Origin of the sequence: Vibrio sp. 10N.222.54.E6 (assembly GCF_041473955.1) — a bacterium.
In the GTDB taxonomy this organism is placed as follows: Bacteria; Pseudomonadota; Gammaproteobacteria; order Enterobacterales; family Vibrionaceae; genus Vibrio; species Vibrio tasmaniensis_A.
Window position 1 is genome coordinate 89,235 of record NZ_JBFRTD010000007.1, and the last position, 19,750, is coordinate 108,984.

Here is a 19,750-nt window from a genome sequence, read left to right on the forward strand (position 1 = left end):
ATGTGAAACGCGGTTTATCTTTTAAGTATGGTTTGTTATTTAGCAGCATCTTTATCGTTTTTTTCTCGGTAAGTTTGTTGCTGCACTTGCCGGCTTCTTTTGTTCTTAAACATGCGCCCGTTGTACGTGGTTTAAGCATTGAAGGCGTTGAGGGCACCGTTTGGCAAGGTCGCGCTAACAATATTGCGTGGCAGCGTGTCAATTACGGCTCAGTGCAGTGGGACTTCCAGTTCTCTAAACTATTCCAAGCCAAAGCAGAACTTGCAATTCGCTTTGGTCGTAACAGCGACATGAACTTATCTGGTAAAGGGCTTATCGGGTATAGCATGAGCGGTGCTTACACGGAAAACTTAGTGGCATCAATGCCAGCTAGCAACGTGATGAAGTATGCGCCAGCGATACCTGTGCCAGTGTCTATTGCAGGACAAGTTGAACTGACTATCAAACATGCGGTTCATGCTCAACCTTGGTGCCAATCGGGTGAAGGTACGCTTGCTTGGTCGGGCGCTGCGGTTGATTCTCCGGTTGGCTCGTTAGATTTTGGCCCTGTGATTGCTGACATCAGTTGTGAAAACAGCACTGTTTCAGCGAAAGGTAATCAGAAGAGTGCTCAAGTTGATAGTGAGTTTTCTGCGAGCGTAACGCCAAATCAAAGCTACACCTCGGCCGCATGGTTTAAGCCGGGCGCTGAATTCCCACCTGCGATGCAGAGTCAGCTTAAGTGGTTGGGCAACCCTGACAGCCAAGGTAAGTACCAATTTACTTATCAAGGCCGTTTTTAGCTAAATAGCTAAGGGTTACTAAACGATGAAATATAAATAAAACGGGCACCTCAGTGAGGTGCCCGTTTTATTTTTTCTGAGAATCTAGAGGATATCTGACGGTTAAAGAGAGCAAGTAAGCCTAGTCTTTACCTTGTAAGATTTCTGCCCACGGTAAGTCAGCATCACCAAGCACAATGAAGTTCGGGTTCTCAAGCGTCTCTCTTTCATTGTACGAAAGCGGCTCTAACTGGGTACTTAAGATTCGTCCGCCAGCTTCTTCAACAATGCACTGGGTTGCTGCGGTATCCCACTCTCCGGTTGGTCCAATACGTAGATAACAGTCCACAGCACCTTCTGCGACTAAACATGCCTTAAGCGCAGCAGAGCCAAGAGGAACTAAGTCGTAGTTCCAAGCAGAGCTCATACGGTTAGTGATTCGATTGATGTCTTGGCGACGGCTGATTGCCATCGCGATCGATTGGTTTGGTAGCTCGTGACGGTGCGTTTTGATTTTAACGCTGTCATTAAGGTCTGGAATTTTCCATGCACCTTTACCACTGTAAGCGTAATAACTCACACCTGAAACCGGTGCGTACACCACGCCCATTACCGGCTTGTTGTGTTCGATTAGGGCTATGATTGTCGCGAAATCGCCACTTCGTGCGATGAATTCCTGTGTTCCGTCCAGCGGGTCAACCAACCAGTAGCGATCCCATTGAGAACGTTGCTCTAGGCTGATATCAGCGGCTTCTTCCGATAACACCGGAATATCAGGTGTCAGTTCGCTAAGTTTTTTCGAGATCAGTTTATGAGCGGCGAGATCAGCACTAGTGACGGGCGTATCATCACTCTTGGTAAACTCTTCGTAATCTTTTTTCTCGTAGATCTCTAAGATCAGTTGCCCAGCAGAGCGAGCAATCTCAATGACAGAGGGCAGCAGGTGAGACAAATCTTTTGTTATTGGCATAAATATTCTCTTACTCTTCGAGTGATTCTGACTGTTTTAATTATTGTTTAATACGCGAAGGGCTAATAGTAGGGCGGTAATACTGCGAGCCTCACAGAAGTCGAGATGCGTTAACAGTTCTTCGGCTTGAGCAAGTGGCCAGCGCACAATGTCTAGTGGCTCTGGTTCATCACCTTCTAGTTTCTCTGGGTAGAGCTCTTCTGCGATAAACAGCGTCATCTTGCTAGAGAAATAAGAGGGTGCAAGGATCACTTCTTTTAGAGGAGTCAGCTTGTTGGCACCAAAGCCAATCTCTTCTTTTAGTTCACGAATGGCGGCTTCATTTGGTTGTTCGCCTGGATCAATTAGACCTTTTGGGAAGCCGAGTTCATAGCGCTCTGTACCCGCAGCGTATTCACGCACTAACAGAATATCGCCTTGTTCAGTAATCGGAACCATCATGACTGCGTTTCGGCCGCTGGGCTTCATACGTTCGTAAGTGCGCTCTTCACCGTTTGAAAAGCGTAAATCGAGAGACTCGATAGAGAACAGTTTTGATTGAGCGACAGTTTGCTGAGCCAAAATTTCTGGTTTGGTCCTTTTTGTCATTGCGCTCACTCCTTAACTCATTGGAATTCTTTCTTATAAAGTCATTCTAATATAGGGGAAATGACGGTGAGTTCCTAGATCCTAGCTTTCATATCCTAGAATTATTGGAGCAGGAACCGATTGCGATCACTTGAATACCTTACTGCAAATGGTAACGCCTCACTATTGTTGGCATTGAACGGGAAATATACGGTTGAGGAGTGCTTCTGCTGTTTTAAACACAAAAAAGGTTGATGCTTGCGCATCAACCTTTTGATTGAATCTTTAACTATCTACTGGCTAAGACTGTATGAGTGCTTAGTCGTAAAAGAGCTTAGTAGTAAGAGTGCTCACCACGATCGTGTTCAGTTGCATCACGAACGGCTGTCAATTCACCTTCGAATTGTTGAAGAAGTTCCTTCTCGATGCCTTCTTTTAGCGTTACATCAACCATAGAACAACCGTTACAACCACCGCCGAATGCAACGATAGCAGCACCTTCTTCAGTGATCTCTACTAGGCTAACGTGACCGCCGTGGCCAGCAAGCTGTGGGTTCACTTGGGTTTGGATTGCATACTCAACACGCTCTATCAGAGTTGCGTCGTCTGATACTTTACGCATTTTTGCGTTTGGTGCTTTAAGTGTTAGTTGAGAGCCCATTTTGTCAGTCACGAAGTCAATCTCAGCTTCGTCTAGGAATGGCAGGCTTAACTCATCTACGTATGCAGAGAATGCTTCGAAAGACAGTTTTGTATCAGACGCTTCGATAGCATCTGTTGGGCAGTAAGAAACACCACACTCAGCGTTTTGTGTGCCTGGGTTTACCACGAACACACGAATGTTTGTACCTTCAGGCTGCTGTGACAGCAGATTGGCAAAGTGAGTTTGAGCTGTTTCTGTAATAGTAATATTTGACACGACGAATACCTGAGTAGATTTGTAGGTTATTAGCGCCATTCTACTCCTGTCAGACTTGTAATTCAGCCCTTTTTTGTTGGATTGCTGTACAAGTAGCGATTCACAGCTTCTATCCAGAGGGCTCAGGAGTGCGGCAGATGCAGTAAATATCAATCCTTTTCACACCTACTTCAAGTAGTAATTGGCATAATTGATACACAGTACTGCCGGTGGTTACAACATCATCAATTATCGCGACGTGAGAGGGGATATTTCCATGAAAGTCTTGTTTTCTAAGCGTAAAAGCACTCTTTAGATTGTGTAATCGCGCGGATTTAGTTAGCCCTTGCTGAGAAGCTGTTGAGCGAATTCGACGGAACAGCACCTCATCTTTAACGCCAAGTTCTTGAGCTGTGTAATTAGCGAGCAGCTGACTTTGATTAAAGCCACGATGAATATATCGACGCCAATGCAGAGGGACACTGGTGACCATCGAAGCAGGATGTTCGATACGTGAAGCTAATAGCTTTGACAGATCGCGTGCAAACCAAAACTTATCGGCGTACTTCATTTGCTGAATGTAACGTGCTGTTGGAAAGGTGTAGTCCCCAACACAATAGAGACGATGCCAAGGTGGAGGCTGTGATAAACATTGCCCGCACTGCTCTACTGTGAGCAGCGTTTTTAAACCACATCGTCGGCAGCGAGGAACTGGATCAAAGAGTTTGAGACAATAATTACACCATCTAGGGTGAGTATCGCTGTGCGACTTATCTAGCTTACACAGGTCGCATTGAGGTGTGACCAGACGTGGTGTGTGTTTTTGTAGCCAATCGGATAACATAGCTCGTGATGCTTTTGGGTTATGGTGTTCCTTTTACTCACAATACTGAAAAGCGCGGATTATCGCTGATGGAAAAAGTAGGGAATATCGAGAATGAGTGACACGTTATATTGGCATGTTTCTGGGCAAGGGCCTGATTTAGTGTTGGTTCACGGCTGGGGAATGAACGGTGCGGTATGGCAACAAACCGTTGATGCGTTAGAAGCTGATTTTCGAGTGCATGTTGTTGACCTTCCTGGCTATGGACACAGTTCTCATTGCCACGCTCAAGATCTTGAAGAGATAGCTCAGCAATTGTTGGCCGAAGCTCCAAAGCAGGCTATTTGGGTCGGTTGGTCACTGGGTGGCTTGGTCGCAACACACATGGCTTTGCATCACTCAGATTACGTAAGCAAATTGGTGACTGTTGCCAGTTCTCCTAAATTCGCCGCTGCAAAAGAACCCGTGTTATGGCGAGGTATTCAGCCAAACGTATTAAGCGCATTTACCGAACAGCTGGTTAAAGATTTCCAAACCACTATCGAACGCTTTATGGCACTGCAAGCCATGGGCAGCCCTTCTGCAAGGCAAGATGTAAAACAACTCAAGCAAGCGGTACTGTCTCGTCCGCTTCCGAATCCTGATTCTTTATTGGCCGGCTTAAAGATGCTGTCTGATGTTGACTTGCGTGAACAACTGCCGGAGATTTCAGTGCCTATGCTGCGTTTATACGGGCGACTGGATGGATTGGTGCCAATCAAGGTAGCAAAAGATCTGGGTAGAGCGCTGCCTCATACCGAGCAATATATATTCACGCAGTCTTCACATGCGCCGTTTATGACAGAAGCCGATGCCTTTTGCAGTGAACTAGTTAGCTTCGCGCAAAAATAATCACTAAATTTATTGCCGGATTGGTCGATATATAACCTAATACCAATCACTGTAAGTGTTCAAAAATAGCGTAGGAAAAAGGCTTGAGAACAAGGCTGCTTTTTTTTGACAAGTAGTTTTGATAAGTAGTTATTCTACAATCAAAAGTTCTAACGCCGTTATCGAGCATTTTAACAAGCTAGGATGAGCAGTTATTTACTACGATTGGTATAACACCAAGGCATTGCATGATACTCAGACCTAACTCTCTCATGAGTTGATTGCGGTAAGTTGGGCTATGCCTGTTGTGCTGACTCAGTACGACAGCGTTATGGCAACAGAGATGGGCGATTCTTGAGGAGAGTTCGCGATGATTGTGTCACCTGCAACTGCAGTAAGTGTGCCACTAATCGCCCCGTCCGTTAATGTGCAAACAGAGCAAGTTGCGCGTGATAATAGAGTCCGAGAACCTGTTGCTCCCGCAGTAGCATTGGCGAGAACCAATGCAGAGCGTAAGGTAAAATCAGACGATAAACGAAGGCAGCAGTCGGCTTGGGATCCTTCAGACCATCCAGGTTATGAAATGGAGAACGAGTCAGAGGCCAATTCGGTTAGCCATGAAAAGCCACAAGATCCTTTTGACAGGCTGTTCAGCTTATTGGCTCTGAGAACATACAGTGCTGATCAAGGAAAGGGCTATACCATGCGTTTCCGCCTGCCAAAGCATGTTTTAGATGCGGCGATTCAGGAGGGACAGATGGAGAAACGACGTAAGGTCATAAAATATCATTATGGTCATGCTGTTGCGCCTCATGCTCCATCAGAGATGTTAGTCGTATTATAGTTATACTCTTCATACTTGAAGCTGCAGTGTTGTTAACTGCGTAAGTTCACCCTAATCACATAGAACCTCTATGCTCATAGGGATGAACTTACTTGTTGCCTAGCTGCAACTCCAATTATTTTGAGTATAAGCACGAAGAATACAACCAAGCTTCGATGTCTTTTTTGAACACATAATAAAAAAACCTGCATACCCCTAAGGGATGCAGGTTTTCTGTTTTAAGCATATCTGTTTTGCAGACGAGTTAACGGATTACTTTTTCGCTTTTGCAAAAGCAGCAGCGAATGCACCACCCATCGCCGCGTTTTGTTGTGGTTCCTCACGACGGCGTTGTCCACCTTGTGAGTTTTGGTTCGGGCGGTTTTGTGTGCGAGGTGCACTTGAACGTTGTGCGCGGTTATCTTGTCCAGGCTCATCTTTCATGCGCATGCTTAGTGCAATACGTTTACGCTGAACATCCACTTCCATCACCTTCACTTTCACGATATCACCCGCTTTCACCACTTCTCGTGGGTCAGAGACAAAGCGATCGGTCAGTGCTGAAATGTGTACCAAGCCGTCTTGGTGAACACCAATATCTACGAACGCACCGAAGTTAGCCACGTTTGAAACCACGCCTTCTAAGATCATACCGGGTTCTAAGTCAGACATGCTATTTACGCCATCGGCGAACGTTGCCGTCTTGAACTCAGGACGAGGATCTCGCCCCGGTTTATCCAGCTCTTTGATGATGTCGGTTACTGTCGGTACACCAAAATTCTCATTAGTGTAATCAACCGCATGTAAGCCACGTAAGAAGTCTGTGTTACCTACCAGAGATTTGATGTCTTTGTGGTTTTTCTCGGCGATGGTTTTCACCAATGGGTAAGCTTCTGGGTGAACCGATGATGCGTCTAGCGGGTTCTTACCATCCATGATACGTAGGAAGCCAGCACACTGTTCAAAGGCTTTTGGTCCTAAACGAGCGACTTTTTTCAAGGTAGTACGCGCTTCGAAACGACCATTCTCATCACGGAAGTCGACGATGTTTTGAGCGATGGTGCTAGAAAGACCAGCGACACGAGTCAGAAGCGCGGCAGAAGCGGTATTCACATCAACACCAACGGCGTTTACACAGTCTTCGACAATCGCGTCTAGGCGCTTAGCAAGCATGGTTTGGCTCACATCGTGTTGGTATTGGCCCACACCGATCGATTTAGGGTCAATCTTCACAAGCTCTGCCAGTGGATCTTGTAGACGACGCGCAATAGACACCGCACCTCGAATCGAGACATCCATGTTCGGGAACTCTTTTGCCGCTAGCTCAGACGCGGAATAAACCGATGCGCCCGCTTCGCTGACAATAATTTTTTGTGCTGTTAGGTTGCCGCGTTTAATCACATCAGCAACAAAGCTGTCTGTTTCGCGTGAAGCGGTACCATTACCAATCGCAATCAAATCAACATTGAACTGGCGAACCATCTGCTCAACCACGTGTGCAGATTTGTCGTATTGCTTCTGTGGTGGGTGAGGGTAAATGGTCTCTGTTGCCAGAACCTTACCTGTTGAATCCACCACGGCGATTTTCGAACCAGTACGTAAACCCGGATCCAAGCCCAAAGTTGCTCGAGGGCCAGCAGGCGCAGCCATCAACAAGTCTTTAAGGTTGGTTGCGAACACCTCAATCGCTTCGATTTCACCGCGTTCTTTCATCGCGCCCATAAGCTCAGTTTCCATGTGCATAGAAACCTTGATACGCCATGCCCAGCTAATCACTTGTTTACGCCATGCATCCGCAGGAGCGCTGCTTAGGGTAATACTGTAGTGATCAGAGATGATGTTCTCGCAGTAAGAACCGCGTACACCTTCTTCTTGTTCAGGGTCTGCATTCATTGCCAGCGTTAGGAAGCCTTCATTTCGGCCTCGCAACATAGCAAGCGCACGGTGAGAAGGCACTTTGTTGAGTGTTTCGTTGTGTTCGAAGTAGTCTTTGAACTTCTCGCCAGCTTGTTCTTTGCCTGCCACGACACGTGAAACGAGCTCAGAGTTACGAGTTAGATGTTGGCGAATCTTTTCAAGTAGGTTTGCGTCTTCTGCAATACGCTCCATCACGATTGCACGTGCCCCATCGAGTGCGGCTTTAGTATCAGCAATGCCTTTATCGCTGCTGATGAAGTTAGCTGCTTCGGTTTCAGGATCGTGCTGTGGTTCATTCCAAAGTGTATCGGCAAGTGGCTCTAAGCCTGCTTCGATTGCGATTTGACCTTTGGTACGACGCTTTGGTTTGTATGGCAGGTATAAATCTTCAAGGCGCGTCTTGCTGTCGGCTTGAGTGATATCACGCTCCAGTTCTGGCGTGAGCTTGCCTTGGTCTTGAATCGATTTCAGGATAGTTTGGCGACGATCGTCTAGTTCGCGAAGGTATGAAAGGCGACTATCAAGGTTGCGTAGTTGGGTATCGTCTAAGCCACCCGTGACTTCTTTACGGTAGCGGGCAATAAAGGGAACGGTGTTACCGTCGTCAATTAGGTTTACTGCGGCGGTGACTTGCTCTGAACGAACATTCAGTTCTTCAGCAATCAGTCGACAGATAGCTTGGCTCATCCGATGAATCTCTTATTTAATATCATGACAAATACATGGGGGTGAGCGTACGCTTTTTCTAGCTTTGACTGTGTAATTATCCTGTCAGAAGTCCAATTTCCGTTTGTGATATCCGCTTTGTGCGAGATCTCTCACACGTGGTGTGCGACTAAGTCACTTTAAATCGATGAAATCGTCTTAAAATAAACCTAAGTTACTGATTTTATTTGTTTGTGTGTTTGTGGGCGTATTTCTCACCTGAAATGTTTTTTGGGACTGTCTAGGAAACTCGCCCAAATACCGTAATATTTAACTTGTCGACAGGGAGTTGGCAGGAACAGGAAAAAGCCTAACGGACTAGGTATCTTCAGGATGAAGATTTGATTACTTAGGATGAGTGGTCAGCAAGGAAGTGATAATCTCTGGATGAGATTCGCCAGTCAGGATGACAGGCTAGAATGGACACCGCTAGGATGGCGATGAATAAAAAGGAAATTGGTTAAAGGATTTAGCCACTATCAAGGAAAGATGCAGGGAGCACCTTATCTCGAAGAGATAAACAGTAGCCGGATTGCTGCGATAGAGACTTAACCCCGTCAGGCGAAAGCCTAGCGGGGTTTTCTTTTATCTGGCGTTTGGGTTTGCTTGAACACTCAGATCATCGCTAAGTATTTATTAGGTTTGATTATTCGTCGTCTGCGTAGCGAATCGAGTTAATGAACCACTCTTTGTCGCCTTCCGGTGTGGTTACCGTAAACTCGTCATCCGCTTCTTTCTTGAGCAGAGCTCTAGCCATTGGTGAATCTATAGAGATATAGCCTTTAGCATCGCCGTAGATCTCTTCAGGTCCTACAATGCGAAACTTCTTAATTTCCCCATCATCATTCTCAATTTCGACCCAAGCACCGAAAAATACCTTACCTTCTTGTTGTGGCGAGTAATCCACGATAGTGACATCTGGTAGGAATTTGCGTAGGAAACGCACTCGGCGATCAATCTGACGAAGCAAACGCTTATTGAAGGTGTAATCTGCGTTTTCTGAACGATCTCCAAGGCTTGCAGCCCAAGTGACTATCTTAGTGATTTCAGGACGCTTCTCGTGCCATAAGTGGTCATGTTCTGCTTTGAGCTTGTTATAACCTTCGCGGGTGATAAGTTTGGTTTTCATAAATCTGACTTAATGAAATGATGATCTAAGATAGAATATATAGAAAGGCAACATACGTTAACAATTATTTAGGCGACTTTTCCCTCAATAATGTTACATTTTTAATGTCTTATACCAATATACAATTTACCAAGAATGCTTAACCTTAGGTTTAAGCTTTAATAGGTGGAACCATTACATGCAAGAAAACTACAAAATTTTAGTGGTCGATGACGATGCTCGTTTACGTGCACTGCTAGAACGCTATCTGTCAGAGCAAGGCTTTCAAGTGCGTAGCGTGGCAAACAGTGAGCAGATGGACCGCCTGTTAACCCGTGAAAACTTTCACTTGATGGTATTGGATTTAATGTTGCCGGGCGAAGACGGTCTTTCGATCTGTCGTCGTCTACGAAACGCAAACAACTCGCTACCAATCCTGATGCTTACAGCAAAGGGTGACGAAGTGGATCGCATTGTGGGTTTGGAAGTGGGTGCTGATGATTACCTGCCAAAACCATTTAATCCACGTGAACTGCTTGCTCGTATCAAAGCGGTAATGCGTCGCCAAGTGATTGAAGCACCGGGCGCGCCAAGCACAGAAGAGTCTGTGGTTGAGTTTGGTGAGTTCCGCCTAAACCTAGGTACACGTGAAATGTTCCGCGGTGAAGAGCCTATGCCTCTTACCTCAGGTGAATTTGCGGTTCTGAAGTCACTTGTCACTAACGCTCGTGAGCCAATGTCTCGCGATAAGCTGATGAACATGGCTCGTGGCCGTGAGTATTCAGCGATGGAACGTTCTATCGATGTCCAGATTTCGCGTTTGCGTCGTCTAGTAGAAGAAGATCCAAGTAAACCTCGTTATATCCAAACGGTGTGGGGCTTGGGTTATGTATTCGTTCCAGATGGCAAAGCTGTGTAATCTAGCTTTGCTCGTTCTGTGATTCAGAATTTATTATTTACGGGTCATCTCATTAATATGCGATGGCCCGTTTTGTATTCAGCACAATGAGAGATACCAATCGTAGTAAATAACTGCTCATCCTAGCTTGTTAAAACGCTCGATAACTTCGTTAGAAATTTTGATTGTAGAATAACTACTTATCAAAAATTGCAGCCTTGTTCTCAAGCCTTTTTCCGGCGCTATTTATGATCATTTACTTACTGTGATTGGTATTACAGCTATAGTTCCCACTATATTCCTTTATCATCCCTCACTTTAGGTCTTCTATGCGCATACGTAGCTCCTTTACTCAGTCGATAGTGCTCTTCTTAACCCTGTTGGTTGCCAGCCAAATTTTTTCGTATTACGCGGTGTTCAATTATGCATTGATGCCGAGTTTGCAGCAGTTTAATAAAATTTTGGCTCACGAACTAAACCTAGTATTGGACCAAGGCAGTGATATCGAGATTGATGCGCCACTGCGTCAGCGTGTACTTGAGCAGCTCGGGGTTACGGTTCATGCCAAGGACAGTGAAGCGTCGGGCGAGTACTACCATGCGGTCGCGATAGACCTGATGAGTGAGGAGATGACCAAAGAGCTCGGATCTGAAACCGAAGTGCGATTGGTTTTGGGCAAAGAAAGTTACGTGTTGTGGATGGACATTGCGCAGTTGCCTAACTCCTTGATTCGTATTCCCCTGTCTGAGCTGCAAGAAGAAGACTTTGCGCCTCTATTTCGTAACAGTCTGATCATGGCGTTGTTGATTGTTGCTGGTGGGTGGCTGTTTATCCGCTTGCAAAATCGGCCGTTGATAGCCCTAGAGAAAGCCGCGCAAGGTGTTGGGCGAGGTGATATTCCACCGCCCTTACCAGTACAAGGTGCACAAGAGATTCGCTCGGTAACTCGAGCCTTTAATCAGATGTCGAAAGGCATTCAAGAACTCGAAGAAGATAGAGCCCTACTAATGGCGGGTATCAGCCATGATCTGCGTACACCACTCACGCGTATTCGCTTGGCGACTGAGATGATGTCGCCAGAAGATAGCTATCTAGCGGAAGGGATCATCAGTGATACTGAAGAGTGCAATGAGATCATCAGTCAGTTTATGGATTACCTAAAGCCTGTGGACCGAGACTCATTCCAGGCGGTATTTGTCGATGATATTGCGCGCGAGGTCTCTAGCTCTGAAGGAGGCTATGAGGTTCAGATTGAAACCGATATTCCAGAAACCATGAAACCTGCTTTGGGTAACCCGATCGCGATGAAGCGTGCGGTGAGTAATTTGGTGGTAAATGCGCTGCGCTACGGTAATGGTTGGGTCAAAGTATCGACTGGCATGACAGCAGATAACAAACTGGCTTGGGTAACGGTAGAAGATAATGGTCCGGGTATTCCACAAGACCAAATTGGTAAGTTGTTTGAACCGTTCACTCGTGGTGACACGGCTCGTGGTAGTGAAGGGACAGGTTTAGGTTTAGCGATCGTGAAACGTATTGTCAGCCAACACCAAGGTGCGGTGGTGGTGAATAACCGCAGTGAGGGTGGCTTGAAGGCGCAGATCAGTTTCCCTGTGAAACCTTAGGCTATACGCACGAAAAAGGCTTCCTTGTAGAAGCCTTTTTACGTTTTAAGCAAGATATGAGGGCGAATTACGCCTTAGAATACACATCGCGCTCACCCAGCCAGCGGTTGATGATCGCCTTGGCATTGTCTGGGTAGCTATCGTGGATATGACGCGCGATACGCTGCACTTCAGGTATCAAACGTTGGTCACGGACTAAGTCGGCAATCTTAAAGTCAGCCAAGCCTGTTTGTTTAGTGCCAAGTAGCTCACCGGGGCCACGGATCTCTAAGTCACGCTGAGCAATAACAAAGCCATCGTTACTTTCACGAAGTACCCCTAAGCGTTTCTGAGCGGTTTTAGATAGTGGGGAGTGGTACAACAGTACACAATGGCTTGCGACCGAACCACGGCCAACACGGCCACGCAGTTGGTGCAGTTGCGCTAGACCAAGACGCTCTGGGTTCTCGATGATCATTAAGCTCGAATTCGGTACATCCACACCTACTTCAATCACGGTTGTAGCAACTAACAGGTGCAGTTTGTTCTCTTTGAATTCCTGCATCACCGCTTGTTTCTCTGCGGGTTTCATTCGGCCATGAACCAAACCAATTTTTACGTCGGGCAGTTTGCGTTGCAGCTCTTCTGCGGTATCAGCGGCAGCTTGAGCTTCCAATACTTCGGATTCATCGATCAACGTGCACACCCAGTAAGCTTGTTTGCCTTCATTGAGACACGCATTTTTCACACGTTCAACAATGTCATCGCGTTTAGTATCAGGAATCGCGACGGTTTGAATTGGGGTTCGCCCCGGTGGTAACTCATCAATAATCGAGGTTTCGAGGTCGGCATAGGCCGTCATCGCCAGCGTTCGTGGAATTGGTGTTGCCGTCATCACCAGTTGGTGAGGATAATAACCTTGCTTCACGCCTTTTTCACGCAGCTCTAGTCGCTGGTGGACGCCAAATCGGTGCTGCTCATCAATGATCACTAAACCAAGGTTGTTGAACTCGACATGCTCTTGAAATAGCGCATGAGTACCGACCACCATTTGCGCTTCGCCGCTGGCAATTCGTGTTAGTTCAGTTTCACGAGCCTTGCCTTTGAGCTTACCTGCTAGCCATCCAACTTGAATACCCATTGCCTCAAACCAGTTAGCAAAGTTAATCGCGTGCTGTTCTGCCAATAGTTCGGTTGGTGCCATCAGTGCCACTTGCTGACTATGTTCCAATGCGCGAACAGCCGCGAGTGCAGCGACTAAGGTTTTACCAGAGCCCACATCACCTTGCACTAAACGCATCATAGGGTGCGGCTTTTCCAAGTCAGCTTCGATCTCTTTGGTCACTCGTGCTTGGGCATTGGTTGGTGAAAACGGCAGCTGAGCCAGTAGCTTATCTTTAAGAGTGTTTACTGGAGGAAAAGGCATTGCCTTGTCTTGCTGTCCTTTGCTACGAACAGACAACATCGACAGGTTTTGAGCCAGCAACTCTTCCATAATTAGGCGCAGTTGCGCAGGGTGCTTGCCTTCATCAAACAGCTCTAGGTCAATGCCCGGGGGCGGTCTGTGAATGGCATGCAGTGCTTGTGCGAGGGTAATTTGGTGGTCGTATAGACCAGACGGTAGCAGCTCATTGACGGCTGCTTTATCGATTAACTCTAGAGCTTGATCGGTAAGGTTACGTAGCGTGACTTGTCTTAGTCCTTCAGTGGTTGGATACACCGGAGTCAGATTCGCTTCAACATCTGGCTGTTGCCTAGGAGCAAAGAATTTGTAATCCGGATGGACGATCTCAAGCCCCATATTGCCGCGCTTGATCTCACCATAAGCATGCACTTGTTTGCCTTCGGCAAAGTTATTCTTCATTCCTGCAGTAAAGTTGAAAAAGCGCAGAGTAATCGTGCCGTTACCATCGCTGATCTTTACTGCGAGCATCTTACGTTTACCGAAAATGGTATCAACATGCATCACCTTGCCTTGCACAGCAGCCCACAGCCCGGCATGCAGCTTTACGATGGGGTAGATACGAGTTCTATCTTCATAGCGCAAAGGCAGATGAAATAGCAGGTCTTGTACATTGTTAAGCCCAACCTTTTCCAGTTTCTCTGCGACTTTTGCGCCGACTCCAGATAAAGAGTTGAGAGGGATAGCAGATAAAAGCTGTGACATAACAAGACTCATAAACGTAAGAGAGATAATCTATTCAAGCATTTTACTGGATTTTTGTACAGGCAGGAATGGAGTCAGATAAATTCGAGGATTCAGTTATAAAAAATCCCCTTAAGCGATAAAGCATTAAGGGGATTTCAATTCTTAGCAAAGTTGCCAATAAGTTCGAACGTTAGTTCTTACGACGTCTTACTTTGAGCGCGTGTGGCATCACACGTAGCTTCTTCATAATGCTCGCTAAATGAACACGATCTTTCGTGGTCAACAAGATAGTCACTGTGTACAAGCGTCCGTCACGTTCTTCGGTTGAAATACCGTGAATGTTCGAGCCTGTTTTCGAGATAACGTTAGTTAGCTCAGCCAGCGCACCTTGATGGTTCTGTAATTCGACCTGAAGTTCAGCCGTGAACTCTTGGTTGTAATCGTCAGACCATTCAACCGCCATGTATTTATCCGGTTCTTTCTGGTAACCACGAACGTTTGGACACGTTTCACGGTGCACCACAAGACCACGACCTGGAGATACATGAGCAATAATGTGATCATCTGGAATCGGGTGACAACAGTTGGCGAACGTCAGTAATAGGCCTTCAGCACCACGGATAGGTAATTTCTTCCTAGACGTATCGCTGTTGTTTGCCACTTCAGTCAGTTCGTCAGCATCGCCCAATAAACGACGAGCAATAACGATACTCATCAGCTCACCAAGACCAATCGATGCTAGCAAGTCTTCAATGTCATCGAGACGTAGATCAGACAATACATGTTCGATATTCTCTTGACCGACATCGGCAATAGAGTGTTCACCAAGTGCATGGTTCAGTAGGCGACGGCCAAGGGTAATCGACTCTTCACGACGCATCGTTTTCAGAACCTGACGGATCTTCGTACGCGCACGTGAGGTCACTACATAGTTGAGCCATGCTGCGTTCGGACGTGCGCCCGGAGCACTGATGATCTCAATAGTTTGGCCATTCTTCAGCGATTTGCTGAGTGGGTAAGGGTTCATGTCTACACGAGCACCGACACACATGTTGCCGACGTCGGTATGTACCGCGTAAGCAAAATCGACTGCTGTTGCGCCTGCTGGAAGTTCGACAATGCGACCTTTCGGCGTGAATACGAAGATCTCATCTGGGAACAGATCAGATTTAACATTTTCAATGAATTCGAATGAGTTACCTGCGCTTTGTTGCAGCTCAAGTAAGCTCTGCATCCAACGTTGTGCTTTAACCTGTGCGGTTGTCCCGTTGCTACTGCGTGAGCCATTGCCTTTGTAAGACCAGTGCGCCGCGACACCTTTATCTGCCATCTGCTCCATATCTTCAGTTCGGATCTGGACCTCAACTGGCACCCCGTGAGGGCCGATCATTGACGTGTGCAGAGATTGGTAGCCGTTGGCTTTCGGTACCGCAATGTAGTCTTTCATGCGGCCAGGACGAGGCTTGTACAGGCTGTGGGCCTGACCAAGTACGCGATAGCAAGTATCTGGTGTATCAACCACCACGCGGAAAGCGTAGATGTCCATAATGGTGTGGAAGCGCTGCTCTTTGGTTTTCATCTTGTTATAGATGGAGAACAGGTTCTTTTCACGACCAAGTACGCGAGCAGGCAAACCGACTTCTTCAAGGCGGCCTTCGATTTCGCTATGGATACGTTGGATCATCTCCTTACGGTTACCACGCGCAGCTTTCACTACGTTTTTCAGGACGCGATAACGGTTAGGATAAAGGGCTTCGAAGCCCAGCTCTTCTAGTTCTGTCTTAATGTTATGAATACCAAGACGGTGAGCTAGCGGAGAATAAATCTCTAGGGTTTCACGAGCAATACGACGCTTCTTATCAGGACGAAGTGCCCCAAGCGTACGCATGTTGTGAGTACGGTCAGCTAATTTGATCAAGATAACGCGGATGTCTTGCACCATCGCGAGAACCATCTTACGGAAGTTCTCTGCTTGCGCTTCTTTGCGATCACGAAATTTAAGCTTATCCAGCTTAGATACACCATCAACCAGTTCAGCAACGGTATTGCCGAATTGAGCTTCTAGCTCCTCTTTTGTAACTTCAGTGTCTTCAATTACATCGTGGAGTAGGGCTGCTTGCAGAGTTTCTATATCCAGACGCATTTCTGCCAGGATTCTTGAAACAGCTACAGGGTGAATAATGTATGGTTCACCCGTTGAACGGGTTTGCCCTTCATGGGCGTCTCTCGCTACCACATAAGATTGACGCAGAGCCTCAACTTGAGGCTCTGTTAGGTATTCTTGGGCAACGTCTTTGAGGCTATCGAATAGATACAAATTAAAGGCCCGGAAGGTTAATTAGTTCGAATGACGTTGATTCTATCAGCGAGTGTGAGCGATGCTGCTTACTGCTGCAAGCTCAGCCGCTTCTTGCTCTTGTTGCTCTTGACGCTCACGAGCATCTAGTACGTCTTTAGTGATAAGACCTTCTTCGATTTCGCGAAGAGCGATAACCGTTGGCTTATCGTTTTCTTCAGGCACTAGTGAATCTTTGCCGCCAGTTTGCATTTGACGTGCGCGGCGAGCCGCAATAAGAACTAGGTCGAAACGGTTGCCAACTTTTTCAACAGCGTCTTGAACAGTTACGCGTGCCATGAGGACTCCAAATAGTAATTAACTAATAAATTTTTGATGACGAGAAAGTATACAAGTTTAACTAGAGACTTTCTAGTTCACCGTATACTTATCTCAATGGAAAATCTAGGGGATCTAGATTATTCCGCCAATAAAGCAGTAAGCATGCCGCTGTATTTCGCTGCTTGCTTATCTTCTTTTAAGCGCTCCGCACGAATGATAGCTCTGAAGTCCATTAGGGCTGCATCAAAGTCATCATTCACGATCACATAATCGTATTCTGCATAGTGAGAAATTTCTGATTTTGCTTCGCTCATGCGTTTCGCAATAACTTCGTCGCTGTCTTGGCCGCGAACATTCAAACGACGCTCTAGCTCACCATTTGATGGTGGAAGAATGAATACACTCTTCGCTTGAGGCATTTGTTCACGGATCTGACGAGCACCTTGCCAGTCGATATCTAGGAATACATCGATACCGCGGTCTAGGTTTTCTTCAATCCAAACGCGTGAAGTACCGTAGTAGTTGCCGAAAACTTCAGCGTACTCTAGGAATTCACCTTTATTAATAAGGTCTTCAAAATGATGCTTCTCTACGAAGTGGTAGTGAACACCATTTTCTTCACCAGGGCGCATACCGCGAGTGGTGTGTGAAACAGATACCTTCATTGCGTAGGTTGGATTGGTTTCTAGCATTGCTGAGATCAAGCTCGACTTACCTGCGCCACTAGGTGCAGATACGATGTAAAGAGTACCTTTGCCCATCTGTATATTTCCACTGTTGGTTGGATTGAGTGAGGGCGATAAACCGACACTATAAAAGATAGCACTGACTCTAATTTTTGTTCCGCTGGTTGCATCTAAAAAGGGATAACAAGTAAAACTAATAGAGACAACTGGTGAAAATTAGGTCAGAAAAATGGAGGCGAAGAGTAGCATATTTAGATGATTGAGAACAACTGGCTTGATCGTTATTTATTCTCAAATGATCCTTTGTCTGATCTTCCTATAAATGTAATGACCGATCATGTTCAGTTTTTTATGTGATCTGAACAAAATTTGTTGAAGTTTTAATCTCAATCCTTACAATCCGCGCAAACGATTAAATGCTGTATATGTTTGATGAAATGGATCAAATGTTTCTACTACCGAGCCTACCTTGGTGACTACAGTTTTTAGTGTAGAGATCCCTCTATTCTCACAGCATTTGAATCTCAAATTTCTTAATTTAATACATAGGTTTTGTTGTGAATACTGACTCCACCCTGAAAGCCCAGAAGACATCTGGCTCACTTGACACCATGTTCAAACTCTCAGAGAGAAAGACCACGATCAGCACTGAGCTATACGCAGGTTTTATTACCTTCTTAGCGATGAGTTATATCTTGGCGGTTAACCCAGCAATTTTGGGTGGCATTCCGGGAATGGACAAAGGTGCAGTCTTTACGGCGACCGCTCTTTCTGCTGCTATTGCAACGCTTATCATGGGCATTTGGGGTAACTATCCAGTCATGCTAGCACCTGGCATGAGCATGAATGGCTTCTTCAAAGGTTTATTGTTAAGTGGTTCAGTGGCGGTACTTTGGAATGAAGCATTATTTGGCATCTTCCTATCGGGTATTCTTTATCTTGCTTTCTCATTGACTAATATCCGTAAGTCGATGATTGAATCGATTCCTGAAGACTTGAAGCTGGCGATTACTGTGTCTCTCGGCTTGTTCATTGCTTTCTTAGGCCTTAAGAATGCGGGTATCATCGTTTCTAATCCGTTCGTACTGGTTGGCTTAGGTGACATTTCCGATCCAAAAGTGATTATCGCTTATGTGAGTATCTTCATTGCATTGGGCTGTATGGTTCGTGACATTAAGTTGGCCACGTTTATCTCGTTTGTTTCAGCTATCGTGTTGACCATTCTTGCTGATGTATTCATGGGCACATCAAACGCCCCAATCCCTGACCAATTCGTTTCAATGCCACCAAGTATGGCAGGCAGCTTTGGCGCTATCTTTGACTTCTCAGCTTTTACGCCTGAGAAAATGTTCGATTTGTTGTTCATCGTACTTATCTTCTTGATTGTCGATTTCTTCGATGGATTGAGCACGATTGTGGGTGTTGGCCGTGATGCAGGTATCATCGACAAAGACGGTAAAGTGCCGAATGCAAAATCGGCGCTAGTGGCTGATGCGGGCGGTACTGTGATTGGTTCAATTCTAGGTACCACATCGATTACTGCTTTCTCTGAATCGGGTATTGCCTCTTCTCAAGGTGCGAAAACAGGTTTAGCGGCAGTCATGGTGGCTGGCTTATTCCTAGTGTCTCTATTCCTATACCCAATCTTCTCTATCTTCTCAGCGGCAATGGTCGCGCCTGCGATGGTTGTGGTAGGCATCTACATGGTGGGTCGTCTTGGTCAGATTAACTGGGAAAAGAAAGAGTCACGCATTGCAGCTTTCTTCACCATCATGTTCACAGTGCTAAGCTTCTCACCAGCGAACGGTATGGCGATGGGTTTCATCAGCTACGCATTCACAATGGTTGTTGCAGGTAAGCGCAAAGAAGTGCACCCATTGATCTACGGGCTGTGTGTGGTGTTCTTAACGTACCTGATTCTGTTGTAAGGTTAGTTAGCCACTAGAAAGTGGCTAAGTAAAAAACAAGTCGATGGCTCTGCAGTGAATGTGGGGCCATTTTTGTATTCGTCGCTTCTCTAGAGCGCATGCTAATGTAGAGACTGGATTAATTATTTTTTGAAGAGTGACTATGCCTTCTCACTTACCTAAATCTTTTAGTAAGCCGTTTTTAAAAGTATTTCACATTATGGAAGCGGTATTACTGGTAGCGATCACGCTCGCGACCTTGTTTGCGATGGTCGAAGAGTTCATGCATGTTTTTGCTGAACGTCGAGTGCAATTGACCGATATTCTACTGATGTTCATCTATTTAGAAGTGTTGGCGATGGTTCAGCAGTTTGTGATGAACGGTAAGATCCCGGTTCGATATCCGATTTACATCGCGATGATGGCGATTGCTCGTTACATTACTCT

Annotated in this window: 17 protein-coding genes and 1 riboswitch; of the genes, 7 read left to right on the plus strand and 10 right to left on the minus strand. The window is 46.1% G+C overall.

Annotated elements, in window-relative coordinates; all coding sequences use genetic code 11:
* The first annotated feature begins 2 nt into the window (after positions 1-2).
* Positions 3-782, plus strand: coding sequence for a type II secretion system protein N (locus tag AB4513_RS02780; RefSeq protein ID WP_102257549.1), 780 nt, complete (start codon positions 3-5; stop codon positions 780-782).
* 121 nt (positions 783-903) lie between these two features.
* Here AB4513_RS02780 and cysQ read toward each other — a convergent pair whose 3' ends face one another.
* The 4 genes from cysQ to AB4513_RS02800 form a co-directional block, all read right to left on the minus strand.
* Complete coding sequence (cysQ, locus tag AB4513_RS02785) at positions 904-1,731, minus strand: 3'(2'),5'-bisphosphate nucleotidase CysQ (protein ID WP_009848015.1); 828 nt, start codon at positions 1,729-1,731, stop codon at positions 904-906.
* Positions 1,732-1,767: 36 nt separating this feature from the next.
* A complete protein-coding gene (nudE, locus tag AB4513_RS02790) occupies positions 1,768-2,319 on the minus strand; it encodes an ADP compounds hydrolase NudE (protein ID WP_102257550.1) in 552 nt (183 codons plus the stop codon).
* 313 nt (positions 2,320-2,632) lie between these two features.
* The gene (gene nfuA / locus AB4513_RS02795) at positions 2,633-3,217 is read right to left on the minus strand and encodes a Fe-S biogenesis protein NfuA (protein ID WP_009848013.1); all 585 of its coding nucleotides are present in this window, start codon (positions 3,215-3,217) and stop codon (positions 2,633-2,635) included.
* A gap of 109 nt (positions 3,218-3,326) precedes the next feature.
* Positions 3,327-4,040: a ComF family protein gene (locus AB4513_RS02800; RefSeq protein ID WP_170962723.1), complete on the minus strand. Its 714-nt coding sequence runs from the start codon at positions 4,038-4,040 to the stop codon at positions 3,327-3,329.
* Between the two features lie 93 nt (positions 4,041-4,133).
* On the opposite strand from AB4513_RS02800, the gene bioH reads away from it, so the two are divergent.
* Together bioH and AB4513_RS02810 are read left to right on the plus strand one after the other, a co-directional pair.
* A complete protein-coding gene (gene bioH / locus AB4513_RS02805) occupies positions 4,134-4,910 on the plus strand; it encodes a pimeloyl-ACP methyl ester esterase BioH (protein WP_017099269.1) in 777 nt (258 codons plus the stop codon).
* 349 nt (positions 4,911-5,259) lie between these two features.
* Positions 5,260-5,733 carry a hypothetical protein gene (locus AB4513_RS02810; RefSeq protein WP_009848010.1) on the plus strand — a complete coding sequence of 158 codons (474 nt, stop codon included), beginning with the start codon at positions 5,260-5,262 and terminating at the stop codon, positions 5,731-5,733.
* Positions 5,734-5,985: 252 nt separating this feature from the next.
* Here AB4513_RS02810 and AB4513_RS02815 read toward each other — a convergent pair whose 3' ends face one another.
* Both AB4513_RS02815 and greB read right to left on the minus strand, forming a co-directional pair.
* On the minus strand, positions 5,986-8,316 hold the full coding sequence (locus AB4513_RS02815) for a Tex family protein (RefSeq protein WP_102257551.1): 2,331 nt from the start codon (positions 8,314-8,316) through the stop codon (positions 5,986-5,988).
* A gap of 664 nt (positions 8,317-8,980) precedes the next feature.
* A complete protein-coding gene (gene greB / locus AB4513_RS02820; RefSeq protein ID WP_102257552.1) occupies positions 8,981-9,463 on the minus strand; it encodes a transcription elongation factor GreB in 483 nt (160 codons plus the stop codon).
* A gap of 178 nt (positions 9,464-9,641) precedes the next feature.
* On the opposite strand from greB, the gene ompR reads away from it, so the two are divergent.
* Positions 9,642-10,361, plus strand: a complete 720-nt coding sequence (ompR, locus tag AB4513_RS02825) for a two-component system response regulator OmpR (RefSeq protein WP_009848007.1) — start codon at positions 9,642-9,644, stop codon at positions 10,359-10,361.
* 308 nt (positions 10,362-10,669) lie between these two features.
* Positions 10,670-11,965: a two-component system sensor histidine kinase EnvZ gene (gene envZ / locus AB4513_RS02830; protein ID WP_012603020.1), complete on the plus strand. Its 1,296-nt coding sequence runs from the start codon at positions 10,670-10,672 to the stop codon at positions 11,963-11,965.
* A 67-nt stretch (positions 11,966-12,032) separates the two neighbouring features.
* Here the strand turns inward: envZ and recG are convergent, their stop codons facing one another.
* The 4 genes from recG to gmk all read right to left on the minus strand — a co-directional run bounded on the left by recG (position 12,033) and on the right by gmk (position 17,471).
* A complete protein-coding gene (recG, locus tag AB4513_RS02835; protein ID WP_102257553.1) occupies positions 12,033-14,111 on the minus strand; it encodes an ATP-dependent DNA helicase RecG in 2,079 nt (692 codons plus the stop codon).
* A gap of 172 nt (positions 14,112-14,283) precedes the next feature.
* Complete coding sequence (spoT, locus tag AB4513_RS02840; RefSeq protein ID WP_009848004.1) at positions 14,284-16,410, minus strand: bifunctional GTP diphosphokinase/guanosine-3',5'-bis pyrophosphate 3'-pyrophosphohydrolase; 2,127 nt, start codon at positions 16,408-16,410, stop codon at positions 14,284-14,286.
* A 45-nt stretch (positions 16,411-16,455) separates the two neighbouring features.
* Positions 16,456-16,728 carry a DNA-directed RNA polymerase subunit omega gene (gene rpoZ / locus AB4513_RS02845; RefSeq protein WP_009848003.1) on the minus strand — a complete coding sequence of 91 codons (273 nt, stop codon included), beginning with the start codon at positions 16,726-16,728 and terminating at the stop codon, positions 16,456-16,458.
* Positions 16,729-16,847: 119 nt separating this feature from the next.
* Complete coding sequence (gene gmk, locus AB4513_RS02850; protein ID WP_009848002.1) at positions 16,848-17,471, minus strand: guanylate kinase; 624 nt, start codon at positions 17,469-17,471, stop codon at positions 16,848-16,850.
* Between the two features lie 324 nt (positions 17,472-17,795).
* Positions 17,796-17,895: riboswitch (purine riboswitch) on the plus strand.
* A 58-nt stretch (positions 17,896-17,953) separates the two neighbouring features.
* On the opposite strand from gmk, the gene AB4513_RS02855 reads away from it, so the two are divergent.
* Positions 17,954-19,324: an NCS2 family permease gene (locus AB4513_RS02855; protein ID WP_009848001.1), complete on the plus strand. Its 1,371-nt coding sequence runs from the start codon at positions 17,954-17,956 to the stop codon at positions 19,322-19,324.
* A 142-nt stretch (positions 19,325-19,466) separates the two neighbouring features.
* On the plus strand, positions 19,467-19,750 hold a 284-nt coding region (locus tag AB4513_RS02860), incomplete at its 3' end, for a phosphate-starvation-inducible PsiE family protein (protein ID WP_136975490.1).

Excerpts from the sequence above, each read along its gene's own strand:
- rpoZ (WP_009848003.1), bottom strand. The coding sequence starts at position 16,728 with ATGGCACGCGTAACTGTTCAAGACGCTGTTGAAAAAGTTGGCAACCGT.
- ompR (WP_009848007.1), top strand. The coding sequence starts at position 9,642 with ATGCAAGAAAACTACAAAATTTTAGTGGTCGATGACGATGCTCGTTTA.
- envZ (WP_012603020.1), top strand. The coding sequence starts at position 10,670 with ATGCGCATACGTAGCTCCTTTACTCAGTCGATAGTGCTCTTCTTAACC.
- greB (WP_102257552.1), bottom strand. The coding sequence starts at position 9,463 with ATGAAAACCAAACTTATCACCCGCGAAGGTTATAACAAGCTCAAAGCA.
- nudE (WP_102257550.1), bottom strand. The coding sequence starts at position 2,319 with ATGACAAAAAGGACCAAACCAGAAATTTTGGCTCAGCAAACTGTCGCT.
- cysQ (WP_009848015.1), bottom strand. The coding sequence starts at position 1,731 with ATGCCAATAACAAAAGATTTGTCTCACCTGCTGCCCTCTGTCATTGAG.
- AB4513_RS02800 (WP_170962723.1), bottom strand. The coding sequence starts at position 4,040 with ATGTTATCCGATTGGCTACAAAAACACACACCACGTCTGGTCACACCT.
- gmk (WP_009848002.1), bottom strand. The coding sequence starts at position 17,471 with ATGGGCAAAGGTACTCTTTACATCGTATCTGCACCTAGTGGCGCAGGT.
- AB4513_RS02810 (WP_009848010.1), top strand. The coding sequence starts at position 5,260 with ATGATTGTGTCACCTGCAACTGCAGTAAGTGTGCCACTAATCGCCCCG.
- AB4513_RS02815 (WP_102257551.1), bottom strand. The coding sequence starts at position 8,316 with ATGAGCCAAGCTATCTGTCGACTGATTGCTGAAGAACTGAATGTTCGT.
- recG (WP_102257553.1), bottom strand. The coding sequence starts at position 14,111 with ATGTCACAGCTTTTATCTGCTATCCCTCTCAACTCTTTATCTGGAGTC.
- bioH (WP_017099269.1), top strand. The coding sequence starts at position 4,134 with ATGAGTGACACGTTATATTGGCATGTTTCTGGGCAAGGGCCTGATTTA.